Origin of the sequence: Escherichia sp. E2562, assembly GCF_005781075.1 — a bacterium.
GTDB lineage: Bacteria > Pseudomonadota > Gammaproteobacteria > Enterobacterales > Enterobacteriaceae > Escherichia.
In genome coordinates, this window is record NZ_VATM01000025.1 from 18046 (window position 1) to 35904 (window position 17859).

The 17859-nt window shown below is 45.6% G+C and carries 15 protein-coding genes and 2 pseudogenes; 8 read left to right on the forward strand and 9 right to left on the reverse strand.

Translation table 11 applies throughout. The features are described 5' to 3' along the window. Nucleotides 1–23: 23 nt before the first annotated feature. Complete coding sequence (locus FEK43_RS21765) at nucleotides 24–524, forward strand: DUF6622 family protein (protein WP_130209499.1); 501 nt, start codon at nucleotides 24–26, stop codon at nucleotides 522–524. 513 nt (nucleotides 525–1037) lie between these two features. Here the strand turns inward: FEK43_RS21765 and FEK43_RS21770 are convergent. From FEK43_RS21770 to FEK43_RS21780, 3 genes are all read right to left on the reverse strand, one after another. Beyond that, nucleotides 1038–1520, reverse strand: a complete 483-nt coding sequence (locus FEK43_RS21770; RefSeq protein WP_130209501.1) for a GNAT family N-acetyltransferase — start codon at nucleotides 1518–1520, stop codon at nucleotides 1038–1040. Then, nucleotides 1508–1774, reverse strand: coding sequence for a DUF1778 domain-containing protein (locus tag FEK43_RS21775; RefSeq protein WP_130209503.1), 267 nt, complete (start codon nucleotides 1772–1774; stop codon nucleotides 1508–1510). Before FEK43_RS21775 ends, FEK43_RS21770 begins: the two co-directional genes overlap by 13 nt. A 230-nt stretch (nucleotides 1775–2004) precedes the next feature. Next, nucleotides 2005–2928: an omptin family outer membrane protease gene (locus FEK43_RS21780; RefSeq protein WP_135408889.1), complete on the reverse strand. Its 924-nt coding sequence runs from the start codon at nucleotides 2926–2928 to the stop codon at nucleotides 2005–2007. Nucleotides 2929–3921: 993 nt separating this feature from the next. Here FEK43_RS21780 and FEK43_RS21785 point away from each other — a divergent pair. Continuing rightward, nucleotides 3922–5412, forward strand: coding sequence for an inverse autotransporter beta domain-containing protein (locus tag FEK43_RS21785; RefSeq protein WP_165489008.1), 1491 nt, complete (start codon nucleotides 3922–3924; stop codon nucleotides 5410–5412). Here FEK43_RS21785 and FEK43_RS21790 read toward each other — a convergent pair. Continuing rightward, the gene (locus FEK43_RS21790; protein WP_130236368.1) at nucleotides 5372–6673 is read right to left on the reverse strand and encodes a FliC/FljB family flagellin; all 1302 of its coding nucleotides are present in this window, start codon (nucleotides 6671–6673) and stop codon (nucleotides 5372–5374) included. The genes FEK43_RS21785 and FEK43_RS21790 overlap by 41 nt on opposite strands. 570 nt (nucleotides 6674–7243) lie before the next feature. Here FEK43_RS21790 and FEK43_RS21795 point away from each other — a divergent pair. The 3 genes from FEK43_RS21795 to FEK43_RS21805 all read left to right on the forward strand — a co-directional run bounded on the left by FEK43_RS21795 (nucleotide 7244) and on the right by FEK43_RS21805 (nucleotide 9748). Further along, entirely contained in the window at nucleotides 7244–7897 is a 654-nt protein-coding gene (locus tag FEK43_RS21795) for a maturation control protein (RefSeq protein ID WP_135408891.1), read from the forward strand. Nucleotides 7898–8226: 329 nt separating this feature from the next. After that, nucleotides 8227–8556, forward strand: coding sequence for a baseplate protein (locus FEK43_RS21800; RefSeq protein ID WP_130236370.1), 330 nt, complete (start codon nucleotides 8227–8229; stop codon nucleotides 8554–8556). Then, a complete protein-coding gene (locus FEK43_RS21805; protein ID WP_130236371.1) occupies nucleotides 8549–9748 on the forward strand; it encodes a phage tail protein in 1200 nt (399 codons plus the stop codon). Before FEK43_RS21800 ends, FEK43_RS21805 begins: the two co-directional genes overlap by 8 nt. 37 nt (nucleotides 9749–9785) lie before the next feature. Here the strand turns inward: FEK43_RS21805 and FEK43_RS21810 are convergent, their stop codons facing one another. The 4 genes and pseudogenes from FEK43_RS21810 to FEK43_RS21825 all read right to left on the reverse strand — a co-directional run bounded on the left by FEK43_RS21810 (nucleotide 9786) and on the right by FEK43_RS21825 (nucleotide 11390). Then, nucleotides 9786–9989 (reverse strand): hypothetical protein, encoded by a 204-nt coding sequence (locus FEK43_RS21810; RefSeq protein ID WP_135408896.1) that lies wholly within the window; start codon nucleotides 9987–9989, stop codon nucleotides 9786–9788. 271 nt (nucleotides 9990–10260) lie between these two features. After that, a pseudogene (locus FEK43_RS21815) lies at nucleotides 10261–10621 on the reverse strand (helix-turn-helix domain-containing protein). A gap of 56 nt (nucleotides 10622–10677) precedes the next feature. Continuing rightward, nucleotides 10678–11016 (reverse strand): HigA family addiction module antitoxin, encoded by a 339-nt coding sequence (locus FEK43_RS21820; RefSeq protein WP_000806446.1) that lies wholly within the window; start codon nucleotides 11014–11016, stop codon nucleotides 10678–10680. Nucleotides 11017–11087: 71 nt separating this feature from the next. Next, nucleotides 11088–11390: a type II toxin-antitoxin system RelE/ParE family toxin gene (locus FEK43_RS21825; RefSeq protein WP_135408898.1), complete on the reverse strand. Its 303-nt coding sequence runs from the start codon at nucleotides 11388–11390 to the stop codon at nucleotides 11088–11090. 169 nt (nucleotides 11391–11559) lie between these two features. Here FEK43_RS21825 and FEK43_RS21830 point away from each other — a divergent pair, with 169 nt between their 5' ends. From FEK43_RS21830 to FEK43_RS21840, 3 genes are all read left to right on the forward strand, one after another. Continuing rightward, nucleotides 11560–12231, forward strand: coding sequence for a phage tail protein (locus FEK43_RS21830; protein ID WP_240779370.1), 672 nt, complete (start codon nucleotides 11560–11562; stop codon nucleotides 12229–12231). A gap of 165 nt (nucleotides 12232–12396) precedes the next feature. Then, nucleotides 12397–15627 carry an Ig-like domain-containing protein gene (locus tag FEK43_RS21835; protein ID WP_130236374.1) on the forward strand — a complete coding sequence of 1077 codons (3231 nt, stop codon included), beginning with the start codon at nucleotides 12397–12399 and terminating at the stop codon, nucleotides 15625–15627. A gap of 817 nt (nucleotides 15628–16444) precedes the next feature. Further along, nucleotides 16445–17587, forward strand: coding sequence for a hypothetical protein (locus tag FEK43_RS21840; RefSeq protein ID WP_130236375.1), 1143 nt, complete (start codon nucleotides 16445–16447; stop codon nucleotides 17585–17587). A 94-nt stretch (nucleotides 17588–17681) separates the two neighbouring features. Here FEK43_RS21840 and FEK43_RS21845 read toward each other — a convergent pair. Further along, a pseudogene (locus FEK43_RS21845) lies at nucleotides 17682–17859 on the reverse strand (recombinase family protein); the annotation flags it as partial.

Below are 17859 nucleotides of genomic sequence, written 5' to 3' on the forward strand. Positions count from 1 at the left end.
AACTTTCGTAACTGGGACAACTTATGAATATTGCAATCTTTTTAAGAGATACACCTGTCTGGATATGGATCCTGCTGGCTTTTTTACTGCGACGCGGCTTTGCTGCTCTTTATGTCCGGGAGATGACAATCAGGCGGTTGTTTTTTCTCCCAGTGCTTTTTCTTGTCTGGGGGGCATATGGTGTTATCACTGAGACAGCACTTGCTGGCGCAAGCCTTTCAATGATGGCAGCAGGACTGCTCGCAGGCACGGCTCTTGGATACAGGTTGTGGCGCTTACAGCCACCGCTGAGAGATTCAGATAATCCGGGCATGATTATCAGGGCTGGGACGCCGCTGACCCTGGGGCTGATTGTGATTACTTTTTGCATGAAGTTCATACTTACTTCAGCCATTTATCTGCAACCGGGATTACGGTCATCCGCAAGTTTTTGTATGTTGTTTGGCGGTGTAACAGGACTTATTGATGGCGTATTCTGGGGAGGAACCCTGAGCCTTTTCATCCCTTGGTACAGCAGAAGATGATTAACCGTAACTACCGGTGATCGAAACCCAAAGGACCCGCTATTCATTGTTGTTGGCTCACGCCAGATGAAATTGAAATTTTCGCTTGTGGTAAGCGATGGTCGCACAGTTAGGGTATACCCCAAGGCATAAACGCTATAAGCGTTGTAGGATTGCTCTTGGATCTGTGACAATTGATAACTTACAAAAAGCTTTGCTTAAAATCCGTAAACCGTGGAGAACGAGCAATATCGTTATCCCGTCATTTATTTAATTAAATGTCTGCTTCACAGCAGACACTCAACAGCGCCGTCCGCGTCTATAACTGACCTATCGCGCTTAATGTTCTATATTGCTGTTCTGTTAACCGACTGGGGCCGAGTGACATTTATCGCAAGCCATGCCTAAGTGCGTACAATGAATCGCATAAAAAAGTAACTTATTGATTTTAAAGTACATATAACAAAGATTATGTTAAATATCGTATCTGGAGGGCTTCAGTATGCACATTTCAATCTCCCTTGCCCCCCATTATTACGGCAGTCTGAGAAACAACGTTCTCTCCTGCGTTTGTGATGCTTTAAAACCATGGTGCAGGTAAAAGCGTCGGGCAGTGTCGGTAAGCGCATGAACCATAATGGCGCGAACGCCGATATTTTCAGCTACTCTGTAGCAGCGCAACACCGCATCATGAAGCAGATCGGCGCCCAGTCCTTTACCGTGGAACGAAAGATCGACCGCCAGACGAGCCAGGATAATCACCGGTATGGGGTCAGGCATATTACGGCGAATATTTCCCGTTGCTTCGACATGATTCACACTACCGGTTGCAAGTGAGTAATAACCAACTACACGTTTTGTCTCTTGCTTGCAGATAACAAACGTCCGCGCAGCCCCAAGCGCCTGATTCTTTAATCCCCTGTGTTTTAACCATTCATCCAGAACAGCCTCACCACTAACAAATTCCGCAAGTTGATGAGAACTCGATAAAGGTTCAGGCTGAGTTACAAATCCCACTGTGGTTTCCTTGCCAGAAGTTTTTCTAATGCTGGGTTAGATTCTACCGGCGCATCGATCATATCGATAAACTCGGCATACTGCTCCTCGTTCAGATTAAATACTCTGCGTTCAAGAATGACATTCTCTGCGGCCTGGCAAGCCATTTCGAGGATAAAATCCGTGCGCGACTTATGCAGAATTTCTGCTGCCGTATCTATCAGCGCCCGCTGGGATTCTCTGGCGCGAAGGTTGAGTTGGACATCTGATTTCATGGTAACACTCCGTATAGCATTTGCTATACAGCATAGCAGATTATTGCTGTGTAGCAATTGCTATACATACCGGATAACTGAATTTTTCACCAGAGAGTTACTGACTAAAGGTACTTAATGTTGGCAAGACGGCTGCTGCAACGGATGGGTAAATTATCAGGATGTTGTAACTACGTAATTTTTATTTAAATTCGGGGGCGTTTACTGCCCCCCGAAGACGCATTTAACCATCAGAAGCGGTACTCAATCCCTGCGCCAATGGCGTAGTTATAGTTTTGAATACCTGCAGCATCATTGTAATGTTCAGAGTCACCTGTGACTTTATCATGCACAGTTGAGTCCCCCCTGCCTTCAGAGAAACGCGTCCAGCTCAATTCAGTGAAGACACGAGCCTGGGAAGTAATATTATATCCCGCGTTGATAGTTCCTGAGTAATAGTTTGAATTACTGGCAGTTTCGTTAAAACTCAGGTCACGCATGTAATGCTCATCGTGGTCGCGAGCTTCTACCCACGGACTGAATTTAAACTGTGCAGTGATATCAAAATCCTGGTAAACATATTTCCCCGTCAGCCCTAAGTAAGGCATCCGGTATCTCTGCTGGTAACCAATGGTGCGCTCACCGCGCGGGAAATCGCCCACATTCGCACCATTATCATAGGTATAATGCCCCCCCTCAGCCAGCCAACTGAAACGGGTTTCCTGATACCCAACCACTGCGCCGAGATGCAAATTATCTTCATTCAGCAACCAGCCGGTTACGTTCAGATCAAGCTGGTTAGCGAAATTCAGATGCGTGTCAGGACTGCTTGACCTGTCGCTCCAGTGGCTTTGCGAAGGATAAGACCAGTCATAATCATCCATACCAGAACCGCGAGATGCCAACGTCGTCCACCCATTAGCATTCAGCGACAACCATGATAATGGGTCCCAGGTAATTCCAGCTTTAATAACCGGCGCATTGTTTATTTTCCAGTTAAGCTGGCTCGACTTCACACCTTCATCATAAATAAATTCGCGAGACTCCCCGTTTAACACCGAAAGAGAAGTTCCAACTGACACACTCTCAGGAGAAAAGTTGACACTCTGGTCAGCATATGCCAATGGCATTAATGCAAGTAAACCTGCCCCGGTAAGTAATACACTTTTCAACATCGCTCTCATCCTTATAACCTGGTGTATGTCTTCTGACTGACATTTGTGCACCGATAAATTGTTCAGTTATACCGCAACAGCAATTAGTCATAATAAATGGTGGAAATGCTGCCATTAATGAATATATTTAACCTAATTGGATTCTGATATTTTCACTGCCACCTTAATCAACGTTTCAGTTAGCCAATTACGTCCTTTAACGGTGTTCAAACCTGAAGATATCAAATCCTTTAAGTTCGGCATTACAGAGTATTAAAGCAGATAAATAGCATAGCCATATCGTTATAATGCCATACATTTCATTACAACAATAAATCAAATCACACAAAAAATTGCGCTTATTTATCATTTTAAGCCCAACAATTGTCATCACCAAAAAAAAATTAAGATAAACACCCTAGACAAAAAAGAAACCAGACAACAAAAATCAGTATGAAATGTCACAAAATGAAAATACAACAACCAATCAACCCATTGATATCACTAAATATAAACATAAATCAGAGATAAATCATAACAGTATCCTCACCAGCTAACATATCAATAACGGAATTTTATGCTGTAATTTCACATAGCAGACAGACCTATATTCTCTTGTTAACGCCCCCTCTACCAGGAATTATAACAATAGACGCGCGCAACGACATGTTCTTATTGAAAAAAACGCACTAACACATAATCATCCTAACACTCCATTATCAACAGAAAATCATTAACATTCGTTAGTTTTTATTATCAGTAACATGTAGCTGGAGGGGTGAGCAAAAACCAAATTTATTACAACAGCACTTGAATGAATTTAGTTACACACTGTTTCGTGTGTCTGTCTCAGACAAAATGAACAGAATAATAAAGCACCTTAAGGAAGATTAGTCCGGATAAATAGATATTGTCCGCCGTCTATTAACAAATTTCAAACAACAGACTGATGTTATTATGAAACAGAGACTCACAGCCTGCCTGCAAATATTTTTGCAGCTCATGGTTATTTTTATGAACTCCTTTGTCTTTACGTTCCCTGCTCAGGCAGTAACGAATTCGCCAGAGAATAAGTCCGGACAAGAAGCAAAAGGAAAGCACGATGCGAAAACAACAGCACAGGATGATGAAGACGATAAAAAAATCGCCTCAGTTCTTACCAGCACTGCCGAATTATTAAAACAGAGCAATAGAACAGATGCATTGATCTCCTCTGCCATCGGCAGCACCTCGTCGATTGCCACCAGTGAAGTGCAGCAATGGTTGCAGCAGTTCGGAACTGCCAAAGTTAATGCAACGCTGGACCGCAAAATGGCACTTAATAATGCCAGCGTAGATCTTCTGGTGCCTCTCTACGACAACAAGAAGCAGGATCTCCTGTTTACGCAAGTTGGTGCCCGCCGCAATGATGACCGCGATATCGTCAATATCGGTATTGGTTATCGTTACTTTGCTGACCACTGGATGTGGGGCGTCAACACTTTTTACGACCAGCAGCTCTCCGGTAATAAGCATCAGCGTCTGGGCGTCGGGACAGAGCTGGGCAGCGATTTCTTCCGCCTTAGCGCAAACGGTTACCGCCGACTTTCCGGCTGGAAAAATTCAAAACGCTATGCCGATTATCAGGAACGTGTTGCCAATGGCTATGACATTCGCGCCGAGGGTTATTTACCCGTTTATCCACAGTTAGGTGCAGAACTGGCGTGGGAACAATACTTTGGTGAGGAAGTGGCGCTCTCGCAGAACAGCAGTGATAAGCGCCTGAGCAACCCGTGGGCCATGACGCTGGGCGTCAACTACACGCCATTCCCGCTGATGACCGTGGGCCTGAACCAAAAAATGGGTAAAGGTGATCAGAACGACACCCAGGTGAACCTCAATCTCAACTGGAAGATGGGCGAATCCCTGGCGAGTCATCTCGATCCAGACGCCGTCGGCGCCAGCAGAACGCTGATGGGTAGCCGTTACGAGCTGGTAAACAGAAACAACGACATTGTGCTGGAGTACCGTAAGCAACAGGTTATCTGGCTGACCCTGCAGGATAAAATTTCCGGCACTGAATCTATGACCCTGCCGGTAAATGTGCAGGTGAAGAGCAAATATCCGCTTGATCACATCCACTGGCAGGTTGACAGTTTTAATATTCAACACGCAGTCACCACCGCCAGCGCCGCTAAAATGACGCTACCAGCAGACGGAGTAAGCAGCACACCGATTAGCGTGACGCTGACCACCGCCAGTGGTGAGAAAATCACAGGTCAGGCAGCTAACCTCAGTGCTCAAATCACGGAAGCCAACTCAAAACAACAGAAGCCACAAAAGAAAGCCAGGCTGCAAAAGAAAACCAGCCTCTCTCCGGCAACCGCACCAACGCAGGTGCCAGCCAGTATCTCGGCGTTTAAAGAAAACTCGCCCGGCGTATATGTCACTACCTTCCATGCCGGCAATATGCCTGGGCAGACAACTACCGCAGAAGTTGCAGAATGTTTTGCGGAACCTGGTTAGCCTGTGCCAGAACAGACGTTCCCGCAGACTGCAGGATGTTAGCTCGACTCATTTCAGACACTTCAGAGGCAAAGTCAGCGTCCAGAATGCGTGAACGAGACTCAGACAGGTTATTAACGGTGTTGTTCAGATTGCTAATCACAGAATCGAAACGGTTTTGCACGGCACCGAGACCAGAGCGTAGTTTATCGACCTGAGACAGTGCAGCATCGATGGTTTTCAGCGGATCAGGCGTAACGGTATTAGCGCCCTTAACCGCAACACCGGTGTCGGTGAATTCGCCTTCAATACTTACAGTACCATTTTTACTTGTTACTTTTTTCTGTGTGTAGTCAGCCTTGGTGACGTGGCCTTTACCATCGTCCACATAAAAATTTCCCTGGTCGTCAGTTTTCAATGTCTTTCCCCCCAGAGTTGCCACTGAATTAGCACTAATGGTGACATCACCGCTATATTTCTGACCAACCACTGAACTCACATTTTTGGGATCCACTGTCACTGGGGTATCAGTCTTAAAACTAACCACGCTGTTCTCTATGACTTGAGCGGAATAGTAATTCCCATCGTCGCATTTCGCATAAAGATCGCCCGTTGCCTTGTCTTGTACGAGATCCTGCGCATGAATGTTTTGATCACCTTGATTGTCCAGATCAGCTACCGTATAAGTTATCTCGGCGCTATAAAACATACCATCGGGAATCACTGTGGTAATTGGCAACCCTGCGATATTTTCTGACACGGTAAAATCTGTCATGCCGAGGGTGTCAGCATCCATTTTATTCAAATCGATACCGATTGTTTCTTTATCGTTAGACCCCACCTGGATAGACAAAGATTGATCCTGACTGAGAACTTTAACACCGTTAAATTCAGTCTGATCGGAGATGCGGTTGATTTCCGACAGACGGGCGTTAATTTCATCCTGAATGGATTCACGGTCAGAAGCTGAGTTAGTTCCATTCTGCGCCTGAACAGTCAGACGGCGGATATTCTGCAGGTTATCGTTCACTTCGTTCAGCGCACCTTCAGTGGTTTGAGCGATGGAGATACCGTCATTAGCATTGCGGGAAGCCTGAGTCAGACCAGAAATGCTGGCGGTGAAACGGTTGCTGATAGCCTGGCCAGCAGCATCGTCTTTTGCGCTATTAATGCGCAGACCAGAAGACAGGCGCTGAATAGCTGTACCCAGTGTTGTCTGGGACTTATTGAGGTTGTTCTGTGCTACAAGGCTGAGAGCATTAGTATTAATAACCTGTGACATAGTATATCGTTCCTGTAAGTTAGACGGAGTGGATTGTTACAATATAATTCCAATAAAACATGCAATTATGTTTACTATTTAGCAGCTTGGCTTATGATGAAGCGACTGCGGTAAATGTTATATCGGCATGGAAATAAAACGACTAAAGGCTGAAACATTTCCACTTAAAAATGGCGCGTTACGGTGTTTTTTATCAAACCAAAATCGGAATTTGTTGCGCCAAATATTTCGATAAATCTAACCATCACTGATTCGGTCAGAGTTCATTAGCGTCGGTATAGGGGCCTGAAGCCCAACCGTACGTTTTTGTACGGTTGGGCTTCAGACCCCAATAATAACTAACCACTCTGTTTTTTTGATAAGCACCACCCCGTTTACAAAAAAATAGCAAATGACTATTGACACTATTCTTGAAATCACAAACTGCACATAATCCATCGCGCTAACGGCTCCCGTTGAAGGTTCTTTTGACGATTAACTTTCAGCCGAAGCGCGGTAGGGAGTCATAACGCCAAAGCAGGCCGCCATGCGCGGCCTTTTTTTGTATCCGTCATCCGTGGAGGAAGGACAATGGAAAAGATAGCAATATTCAGCCTGACCACCAGCAAACCGCAAATGCTCACTGCAATACTGAAAGACGGTGCTCTCGTGATTAACGAAGTAAAACCCCTTCCCGCGTCAGCATTGGAACAAAAGCAAAAAATTCCTCCAGCTATAGCAGCCCTGCGGAAAAGCAAATTTAAGGTGCTGGTAGACGAAATTACGCCAACGATCTCCGCTGGCACCGGAGCAAGCCAGGTAACACTCAAGACACGTCATGCCGACGGCAGAGCTGCGATTATCGTAGGGATGGAAAGATACAGAGAGCTAAAACTCCAGAAGCTATTATCCCTGCCGCAAAATTACAAAGGTGCTTTCGAAGTCCCCGACTCCATCGTTGATACCGAATACAACGGTAACGGAGAAGAAGTCTACCGGGTGAACTGGCAGGACATCAGGCCGGAACATATTCTTATGATCCTGTGTTGCTACGCGACCGTATACCACAACGTTGCCAGCGCAGATTATGTGGAACAGATGACAGGTACAGTCGAGAAAGAGCACAAAACAGGCATCCTCGCTTCGTTCCTGTCCATTATTGGGCATGAAAAGGTTAAAGCAGGCACCTCCCAGCCAAAGTCACTGGCTGGGAAAGAAGTTGATGAAGATACCGTGATACTTTGATCACATCAGTAGCTTTGTTAACTCCCTCAATACCAGGTAGAAGAGTAACAAAAATATTGACGCCAGTATTTGCGTGGTCAATGAAGCGTTCATAAACAGATCAATTAGCATTAGTATTTCGAAAATAACATCCATGTCATTCGCTCCGTTTAATTTTTAATCTACTGCCAGTAAGTAATGAAGCTGGCCCCGCATAAAGATTAATGAAAGTCACTTGTCACCAGTGAGGGGATTTATGAATCACATCTCCCTGAGCTGGTGGCCTGTCTGTTTCTTGCATTTCACACCCTGCATACAGTTTCCCCAGGTTATGACTGAGGATCTTTGTTATGGGCTATAGCAGACTCGACGATCGATACATTGAAGACGATATTCTGCGCGCACTGTTCCACCAGGAGATGATTAAACGGGTATCGGAATATCACCCGGATAACTTCCAGTACACGATAAAACTTGATGAAGTCTATCGTTCAGACCTGGCTGCCTACCGGGCGTATGGGAACGCAGATTTACGCTGGGTATTCAGAGTGCTGGTGGGGCATGAATCAGAAATGGAAGAAATGCCCGCCGGGACCACGTTAACTCTCCCTGATGTGGCATGGCTGAGAAACAAGATCCGTGATTATGCTGGCGCTGAACCGGAGATAAAAAATGCCTGATTTCCTGAAAAACCAGGACGGGCGCTATATCACTGACGGCCTGTCCTCTAAGGACTTCACGCGTATATTCGACCTTATCAGGAAAGAACAAACCCGTAAGCGCCGACAAGCTCACCGAACGCTTACACCTGGCAGACTGAGGAACAAATCCGCCGAAGATATTCTCAAGTTAGGGAAGAAGAAAGGCGGCACGTTCTTTACTCGCGACGATCTGAAAGGTTTCGAAAAGCTACGGAGTAAAACGCGCGAAAAATATGACAGCAAGACGGCTGGCATTACATACGCCCAGCTGGTGGCGTCCAGCCAGGCTATCGATATTAAGCGTGCAAATAACGCCGTAGACGACGGTTCCGGTATCAAAAGAGCTACGCCCGTATCTCTTCGCCACAACGTAATTAATATCCGCGTAGAAGCATCAGATATATCTGTCCACCAGCATCATATCGTCCGGATACGCTTTGAAGAATGGGATCAGATGGTCGATGACATCGCAGAAGACGATAAATCAGCCCTGAAAGTCACTAAATCACTGTGTGCTGGGCGGGTATCTTTCGATTGTGACTGTGGTCGTCATCAATACTGGTATCGTTACATCGCCACTGCGGGTAACTTTGCCCTGGCACCGCCAAAAGAATACGCCTATCCAAAAGTTCGCAACCCGAAGCTGCAAGGCGTCGCCTGTAAACACGTGATCCACTCAATGACGCGGTTACAGTCCGCCAGTTGGCAAATGAGTATTGCTCGTGCGCTACAAAAGGCTGCAACGCAAATTGCATTTGGTGACGATCGCCGCCGTACAACCAAACACTTCTCAAAAGAAGACGAGAAGGAGTTTAATCGCAATCGTAGCAGTAAAACGAACGTTGAAGCCGCCAAACGCGAATGGAGGCTCTATCAGAAACGCCAGGCCGCTTTAAGCACAAAACTGGCAAAGGACAACGGCAAGATTGACAAGCTACGTGACCAGCTGACCAGGGCCAGAAAGTTGTCAGACGCACAGAAAAAACGAGCGGCAGCAAAAGAAGCGGCCTTGCAACGCGAGAAACAGAAAAACAAGGAGCTTCAGCAACGCCTTGCCGATCAGTTCGCACTGAAGAAGCAGGCGTTCATTGATGCGCTTGTCATGGCAGGAACGTCACCTGAGCAAGCTGAAAAAATGTTTATGGTTTATGTAAAGAAAGGACGGGCATAAAAATAATTTAATAGCCCATCATATAAATAGTGGGCTATTAGCACTTAACTATAGGTTCACCACACCCAGCGAGTTTAACTGGTGAAATAATGTAATATTTATCAAGTTCAGTATCTTGAAATATAAAAGCCTTAAATTTTTCGATTTCAAGTACGAGAGGGTCTTTTTTGAATGATATAAGACCTATTCTTTTATCGGTTGCATTTCTGATTGCAGCCCTTGCGTCTTCCCACTGTTTCATGAATCCAGGTTCCCCTTCGTGATAATGAAATGGAACGGCCAGACGTAAGTTGACAGCGTCAGATTGAATCAGATTGGTTAAATATATATGCATAGATAATCTTCTGTAGTGAATGCAAGAGATTAAATGAATTTTTGTAACATTGCCTAAGAAAAAATACAGACTTTACGTTTTTTTTCGCTGGAAACATGATTATCCATTCATGAAATAGCAAAACATCTACCTTTCTAATACCCATTTTATAAAAAAGCGGTCCTCCAGACCGCCAAACTCAAACACCAACCAGACTTTCCAGTGGAATGCCAAACTGGGAATGTAAACGACGAATCATAGGTAACGTCAAATTTCGAGTACCATTAAGCACTTCGTAAACACGGTTTGGCTTACCAATTGCCGGTTCCAGGTCTTTCACGGTCAGCCCTTGCTGTTCCATACGGAACTTAATGACCATCAATAGGTGATGGAGACTCAATTGGATAATGTTTTTTCTCGTACTCTTCAATGAGAAGACACATGACATCAAAGAAATCACCTTCAGGGGTGTTCATTTCCGGTTTGTTATCGAACATCGGTTCGACCGCACGCAGTGCGGCCTCATAATCCTGTTCTGTACGGATAGGTTTAATGTTCATTATTTCCAAAGAAAAGCCCACTTTTTTAGTGGGCTTTTTGTGTGTTTTTTACAATATCAGGCTGCTTTTTTATTCAGATTCCGCTGAGAAATAAATTCTTCAGCAGTAGTGATACGGCTTAACTCTTCCTGAACGCGCATGTCATTTTCAACTTCCCACAGGTCTACTGCGGTCTGAAGATTAATCCAAAAATCTACAGAAGTATCGAATGCTTTTGCCAGGCGATATGCCATATCCATCGTTAGCTTACGATTATTATTAACAAGAGCACTTACGGTGTTACGATGAACATGTAGTATTTCTGCTAACTCGTTGATCTTCAGCTCTAACGGCTCCAGGTATTCGTACAGCAGGATATCACCTACAGTCGTCGGTTTTCTGGTTGCCTGTTTCATTTTTTGCCCTTACTAGCGTGCGTATTAAGTGGACTCTGGTCAATACCCGGTCCATCCGCCGGGTATTTGTTTTAGTATTTGTGAGGGTCGAGATACAAGTCCTCGGCCTTTCCGTTAACCCACTTAAAAATTAACCTATATTGCTTATTCACCCTTATTGATGAATAGCCGCTTAGCTTCCCTGACAATTCCTCATACCGATTACCTGGTGGTGATCTCAAGTCCTTCCAGGTAGTTGCGGCATTGATAATATCCAGCTTCCGCAACAATGTAATATGAATATCAGAAGGTATCTTTTTGTGTGGTGTTGAAAATTCAAAAAAATCATCAAGCCACGCATCCCTGAAATCCTTTATGTTAATTTTTTTGGTCATTAGTCATTTGATCCTCCGTGATGATTACTGAATGCCATAACTATAGCGCACAGATGCACTGTGCGCAAGTGCATTTGCATTTGCAACAATTCCCCCTCCTTCATCCGAAATCACAATCTCCCGAAAATCTTCCTTTCGATACCTGACAGATCGACCTTTGAGGATGCTTATGGGCCGTTTTGACGAATGGTTTGCTGACGATGCAAACCTGGTAAGTAAGGAGTCAGAACATGACAGCACGCAGAGAGAAACGCCAGCGCCGATTGAAGAGGATGCAGGAGGCGCGCCGGAACATGGCAATACCGGATCGGATTCATTCAGCATTCTGGAAGAGCAATCCACCGCCGAAGCTGATCGCCATGATAATTTCCCTGGTAGCGGCGGTAGTTTTACTCCGGACACTGGAGAACCTGATATAGCCATTCTGCCATCTTCCCTGGCAGGCAGAGAACCAACTCCACAGCTAAAAACACGCTATAACGGGCATAAAGCCTTTAACGACCAGATCCGTGCTGACTGGATGTTAATTATTGAATCCAGCCCAGACGCGTTCCAGGCGCTCTTATACCGACCTGATGTCGGCACATATGGCGTGGTCAGCGACGAAACTGGAGAAGAGTCATTCACTGAACTGGATAACAACCAGCGCGAACTGACTTACCAGGAACCTGAAATCGTTTATGTGCTGGATAACCCTGATGGGCGTGACTCTTTCCATGCTCTTGACTCAGACGGTGAGCAGGACGGTCTGACTGATGACGTCCTTATTCTGCGAATCGCCGCAAATAACTCTTCTGAGTCTTGTTATAGAAAACATCAACAATCGAAAAAGCAGGCTTAAAATAAGCCTGCTTTAATTGGCATTCTGTCGGCAGAATCATTCTGCCGGCAATTCCTATTCTTATCCTGTTCTGCAATCCCCTAAATGTTCCTGAATTGTCAGCAGGACTAGTAGCTGATCTTCGTCAGCACCAGCAGCCTTGCGGATAATCAGGGGGTTGCAACCATGCATTTCACCTCCACACACGCCGGGCAGACAACTGTTTCCGCCACCACCGCGAACGGTGCAGCGAAACAAACCACCACGCTGACGTTTGTTGCCGACACCAAAAGCGCCGTGCTGAAAAACATCACACCGGATAAAACCACGCTGCTGGCCGATGGAAAGGACAGCGCTACGCTGACTGCTGTCGCAGAAGACGCACAGGGTAATCCGTTAAAGAATGTCCAGATCGACTGGAGTTCAACCAGCAATACCGCGCAGTTATCCGCCTCGACCACCCAGACGGACGAACAGGGACATGTCACTGTTCAGGTCAGTTCTCCGACGGTGGAAGAGGTTACGCTGACAGCCACGCTGCAGGGGCAGAAGCTGGCTTCTCCGGTCCTGCACTTTATGGCGGACAGTAAAACCGCCGCGGTAACTTCACTTAACGCCGACAAAAAAACTGCCATCGCCAACCTGAATGATGCCATTCAACTGACGGCGCTGGTCACTGATGCCAGTAAGCATCCGGTGATCGGCAGCCAGGTGAAGTGGGTTATTACATCCGGTAAGGGAACGCTCAGTAACGCGCAGAACACCACCGATGCCAGTGGCAACAGCCTGGTAACACTAACGTCACAGTCAAGCGGGGATGTGGTGGTTACTGCCAGCACCGCGAGCGGTAGCGCAGTAAGTTCACAAAGTCTGCACTTTACTGCCGACAGCACTTCGGCAAAAGTGACTGACGTCACCGTGGATAAAACGCAGGCTATTGCCGACGGCAAGGAGCTTATTACCTACACCGCAGCAGTAAAAGATGCTAAAGGCAACCCTGTTACAAATCATAAAGTGACCTGGAGCGCCTCTGGTACGGGTGTTACGCTTTCAGCACCGAGCACAACAACCAGTGCCTCGGGCGTCGCGTCCGTCACGCTGTCCGCATTGAAAGCCGGAAATGCCGGAGTCACGGCCCAGGCAGAAACAGGTGCCGGGTTTAATGCGCCACAGGTAACCTTTATCGGTGACGCCCGCACTGCGCAGCTTACCGACCTGAAACTCAGTAAACAGAACGCACTCGCTAACGGCGCCGATGAAGTTTTTTTCACGGGGATCGTGACGGATGCGAACAGCAACCCACTGTCGGGCATCAGTATCAACTGGGCAGCAATACCTGCTACAGGTCTCCTGTCAACGGCCTCCAGCACGTCAGACAGCAACGGCAACGTGACGGTATCTCTGACCTCAAAACAACGTGGGGAGCATCAGATCAGCGGTAACATTGGCCATGCTGCCAGCGGAGCACTGGTAACATCAGGCACAGTGAAATTCACTGAGGATGCGACGTCTGCTACGCTGCAAAGCCTGACAGCAGATAACACCAGTGTCACTGCCGGTAAAGGTATTGTTACGTTGACCGCTCAGGTTCTGGACGCATCCGGTCACCCGGTCGCGAATAAACCTGTTGTCTGGCAGTCTGACAATGCCGCAGGTGTTTTCAGTGAAACAACATCGAACACCGATGCGAAGGGTAACGTGAAGGTGACTTACATCAGCACGCTCGCGAAAGCCACCACCATTACGGCATCCAGCGACAATCACAGCCAGAAAACTATTCAGCTAACCATCACGCCTGATATACAGAGTGCAAAACCGGTTAACGTCAGCGCCAGTAAAACCAGCGCAATGGCGAATAACAAGGATGTGGTTACCCTGACCGCCACTGTGGAAGATGAATACAAGAACCCCGTCAGCCAGAGTGAGGTGACCTGGCAGGTTCAGCCAGCAACAGGTAAATATCATCTTACCGGCAGTCCGCAAAAAACCGACGCCCAGGGTCAGGTTACAGCAACGCTCACCTCAGAGGATGTACTCGCCTGTCAGGCTGTGGCGACCATCAATGGTGTAAGTCAGTCATCTGAAACCATCAGCTTTGGTGCCGATGCGGCTACTGCCGCAGTCTCTGCGCTCACCCCGTCCACAACAACGGATGTGGCAGCAGGTGATAACATAACGCTGAAAGCCACAGTGACGGACGAAGCCGGACATCCTGTTATTAACCAACGGGTTAACTGGAGCTCCGATAATACCAACGGGATTTTCCAGCCTGGTAATGTCACCGACACCAACAGTCAGGGTATCGCGGAAGTTGCTTATTCCACCACCAAAGGAGGTGCGTCGCAAATTACTGCGGGTATTAATCAGTCCAGCCAGACTGTAACGGTGAATGTGACTGGCAATATTGCTACAGCGGCCCTGTCTGACAGCAAAGTGGACAAAACCCAGGCCGTAGCCGATGACAAGGAACTCGTAACCTGGTCGGTTACTGTCAAAGATGCCCACGATAATCCGGTTAAGGGCGTGCAGATCGACTGGACCAGTAACGCCCCGAATCTGACGTTAGACGGCACCAACAGTCTGACGGATAACCAGGGCGTTGCCACCGTCAGCGGACACACGAAAATCGCAGCCGTAACAATTGTCACCGCCACCATACCGGTGAATGGCACACAGCTTGCGGCACCTGGAGTCACCTTTATTGGAGATATTAAAACCGCAAAAATGGATACAATATATAGTAATAAGTCTATTGTTGCCCCTGATGGTAAGGATAACGCAACCTATGAAGCGATAGTGACGGACATCAACAATAACAGGGTCCCTGATGCTACCGTTAGCTGGCAGACAACACCTGGTTTCTTCCTTTCTGCGGAAACGTCAAAAACCGATGCCAACGGAATTACAAGTGTCACTATTCGAAGTACTAAAGTAGGAATGGCGACGACAACGGCAAGCACGAATGGTTCAACGATAACAGATCCAGACATGGCGTTTATGACAGAGATATCTGAACACTGGGTCATCAATACTGACACAGCCCAAACTATGTCTGCGCATCTGAGCGCCCCTAACCTTTACACAGCATTTATCGTTGCTCCCCCCACGATGGGCCCAACAACACTATCATCAGGAAACAATCCCGATAATGAAGTGATTCAGACACCGATCATCGATGAACACGGCAAGGAGTATACGCTCAAGTTAAGGGCAAGAAAGCTTACAGCTTGTGGTCTTTATTCCTTCAACACTGTGATTGGTTGTGGGCTTTCTCTTGCGAGAAGTTTATTTGACTGGTCGCGCAGCGATAACCCCGACCTTCCTGCTGGACATTACACCGGTTTGATCCATTACATTCTCACCGACGGAACATGGAAATTTGAATACAATATGACGGTGGATTTAACCATTAACTAAACAGAAATCACTCCAGCATCCGATAAGGGTGCCTGGCTAACGCAGTGAGATTACCTACTGCATCAGTCTGAATAACCACCAATGTCCTGTGCAATAAATATTGCGCAGGACATTTTTTATCAAAAATATCCTGAGATTACCGATTTTTTGGACTATTGACCTGACGCGTATTGACTGAAAATAGTGCCATCAGAGTTCCATCAGGTTGAACGCAACACAACAACGATATCATCCAGACAGGCGCTTTATTTACGTCATCAGCTCTACGTAACCGGCCTTCTGCCCCGCTCCGATCTGGCGAATAACGCCCAGAGATTCTTACTACTCAGTGGATAGGTGAGACTCAACCCGCTATTTGTGTGAATATCACCTTTAATCAGGTAGTCAAATTTACTGTGCCACTACAATCACTGATATCACAGATTTATAATAAAAATATTTTCTATATACATCTAATCATTTTAAAATAACTCAAACTATATCAATATATAACTTGTAAATAACAACAACTCTTTTTTAATTCTATTAATATTTATAGTGTCACTTGGCCATGAAATAAAATGTTGCATCATTAGAAATGAAGATTTATTTATGAATAAAAATACAGTTGCTTTTTTGGTCATCAGTAATGATGAAATATTGATGGCAGCAACGTGATATATAGTTGTAATCCTATTCCGTAAAATAAAACAACAATTGTGCTTCATGTTCAGATCTAATGAATTAACACTTTAATCCATTACAAGTACAAAACAGGCAGTTCATCGGCAACCTAATACTTTTTTGGGTTACAACTTCTACTTGAAAATAGGTTATTATGAAAAATACAGACGCTACGTTTAACTGGGATCCTGAAAGTAATCAGTCTTTTGACTATCCCAGAGAAGTCACGTTGAGGGGACCTGCAGAAGCATTTAATAAAATGCAAGGATGCGGGCTTGAAGTTTACGGTATGGCTACTGGTCCTGTTCACGTTGGTCCTGTTCAAGCTGGTCCTCTTATTCTTCTCCCGGATAGTACAGGAGCCGACGTTATTAATTGGTCTGTACCAGCTACGAAGGATAAAAATTCCACTTTTCTGTTTTTGGAAAAAGCTGATTTCCGTATTGCAGGTGACAAAAACTTAAAAACCATAACATTAACTGATTCCTCGAGACATCGTCCTTATTTCGCAATTGATTTCAAATTGTTCGATGATAGCCGTGTTACACTGGAAAATCTACGCGCTGTTTTCCTCGGAATGTCAAGGTTAGATACAATTAAAAGCCCATACCTTACTGGTATTCAGAATTCAAGATTCATCATTTCAGCAGAGTATATTGAGTTGTTTTATAACGCTATAATATCAGGATACAGCACACTTGATGTGCAAGCCAATGAAATTTCAACAAATAACATCGCGGGCAGTATACTTAGCGGATTGAGGTTTAATAATAATTCTTCACTCTTACTAAATGTTAGATTAGAGCAACATACTGACTCAAATTTAAACCTTTCGAGTAGTTTATCTTTTTATGATTCATCTTATGGAAATATTTTCGCAAGGACTATATGTAATGATGTCCCTGATAACAACGAAGGAGATTATGTTGCGATAGATGCTTTTGATAATTCGACAGTGGATATTCATACAACTCAGTTTTCACAGGGGAATGGGATGGGTAAGATTATTCAGTTGTCAGGTAGTGCAAAGGTAACTATTAATCCATTGAACAATACTATCCCAATTGCTCCTGTGCAAGAGTTACAGAAACCAACAGGAAAATGCTGGGCAGGAATGATTAACTTTAAATCCGGTTCAAAAGCGACTCTAACATTAGCTGCGGCAACTCTTCAAAACCTGCCAGATGTAATGGCGTTAAATGACTTAAAAATCGTGTACGTAGATGAGATGCCAGTTGATATTTTAAGTAGTTTCAATATTTCATTTAAAGATGGGATTGTCTTAAAATTGAAATGATTTTCTATATCACCTTGAATTTCTGTTTGTAAATTATGGCGTTGTGGTTTTATTTTCTGAATGCGACAGTTTTATTAAATGACACTGTCGCATCTTTCATTCTGGCTTCCTGTCGGTCTTCATTTGTACGCTCCAGGACCCTCCGGCGTACAGCCAGCGCCACTGCCGACAGGATGGTCATCACCACTTGTCCCATATCACCATCGGTGCTGCTCCCATCGTCAATAAACCTGACGGTAACGCCCTGAGCGTCAAATTTCTTCTTCCAGTTG

What these genes read in the sequence shown, in the direction of transcription:
- FEK43_RS21790 (WP_130236368.1), bottom strand. Translation starts at nt 6,673, where the DNA reads ATGTCACAGGTTATTAATACTAATGCTCTCAGCCTTGTAGCACAGAAC.
- FEK43_RS21825 (WP_135408898.1), bottom strand. Translation starts at nt 11,390, where the DNA reads ATGACCAAAAAAATTAACATAAAGGATTTCAGGGATGCGTGGCTTGAT.
- FEK43_RS21805 (WP_130236371.1), top strand. Translation starts at nt 8,549, where the DNA reads ATGCCTGATTTCCTGAAAAACCAGGACGGGCGCTATATCACTGACGGC.
- FEK43_RS21780 (WP_135408889.1), bottom strand. Translation starts at nt 2,928, where the DNA reads ATGTTGAAAAGTGTATTACTTACCGGGGCAGGTTTACTTGCATTAATG.
- FEK43_RS21810 (WP_135408896.1), bottom strand. Translation starts at nt 9,989, where the DNA reads ATGAAACAGTGGGAAGACGCAAGGGCTGCAATCAGAAATGCAACCGAT.
- FEK43_RS21830 (WP_240779370.1), top strand. Translation starts at nt 11,560, where the DNA reads ATGGGCCGTTTTGACGAATGGTTTGCTGACGATGCAAACCTGGTAAGT.
- FEK43_RS21785 (WP_165489008.1), top strand. Translation starts at nt 3,922, where the DNA reads ATGAACTCCTTTGTCTTTACGTTCCCTGCTCAGGCAGTAACGAATTCG.
- FEK43_RS21820 (WP_000806446.1), bottom strand. Translation starts at nt 11,016, where the DNA reads ATGAAACAGGCAACCAGAAAACCGACGACTGTAGGTGATATCCTGCTG.
- FEK43_RS21795 (WP_135408891.1), top strand. Translation starts at nt 7,244, where the DNA reads ATGGAAAAGATAGCAATATTCAGCCTGACCACCAGCAAACCGCAAATG.
- FEK43_RS21835 (WP_130236374.1), top strand. Translation starts at nt 12,397, where the DNA reads ATGCATTTCACCTCCACACACGCCGGGCAGACAACTGTTTCCGCCACC.
- FEK43_RS21765 (WP_130209499.1), top strand. Translation starts at nt 24, where the DNA reads ATGAATATTGCAATCTTTTTAAGAGATACACCTGTCTGGATATGGATC.
- FEK43_RS21840 (WP_130236375.1), top strand. Translation starts at nt 16,445, where the DNA reads ATGAAAAATACAGACGCTACGTTTAACTGGGATCCTGAAAGTAATCAG.
- FEK43_RS21775 (WP_130209503.1), bottom strand. Translation starts at nt 1,774, where the DNA reads ATGAAATCAGATGTCCAACTCAACCTTCGCGCCAGAGAATCCCAGCGG.
- FEK43_RS21800 (WP_130236370.1), top strand. Translation starts at nt 8,227, where the DNA reads ATGGGCTATAGCAGACTCGACGATCGATACATTGAAGACGATATTCTG.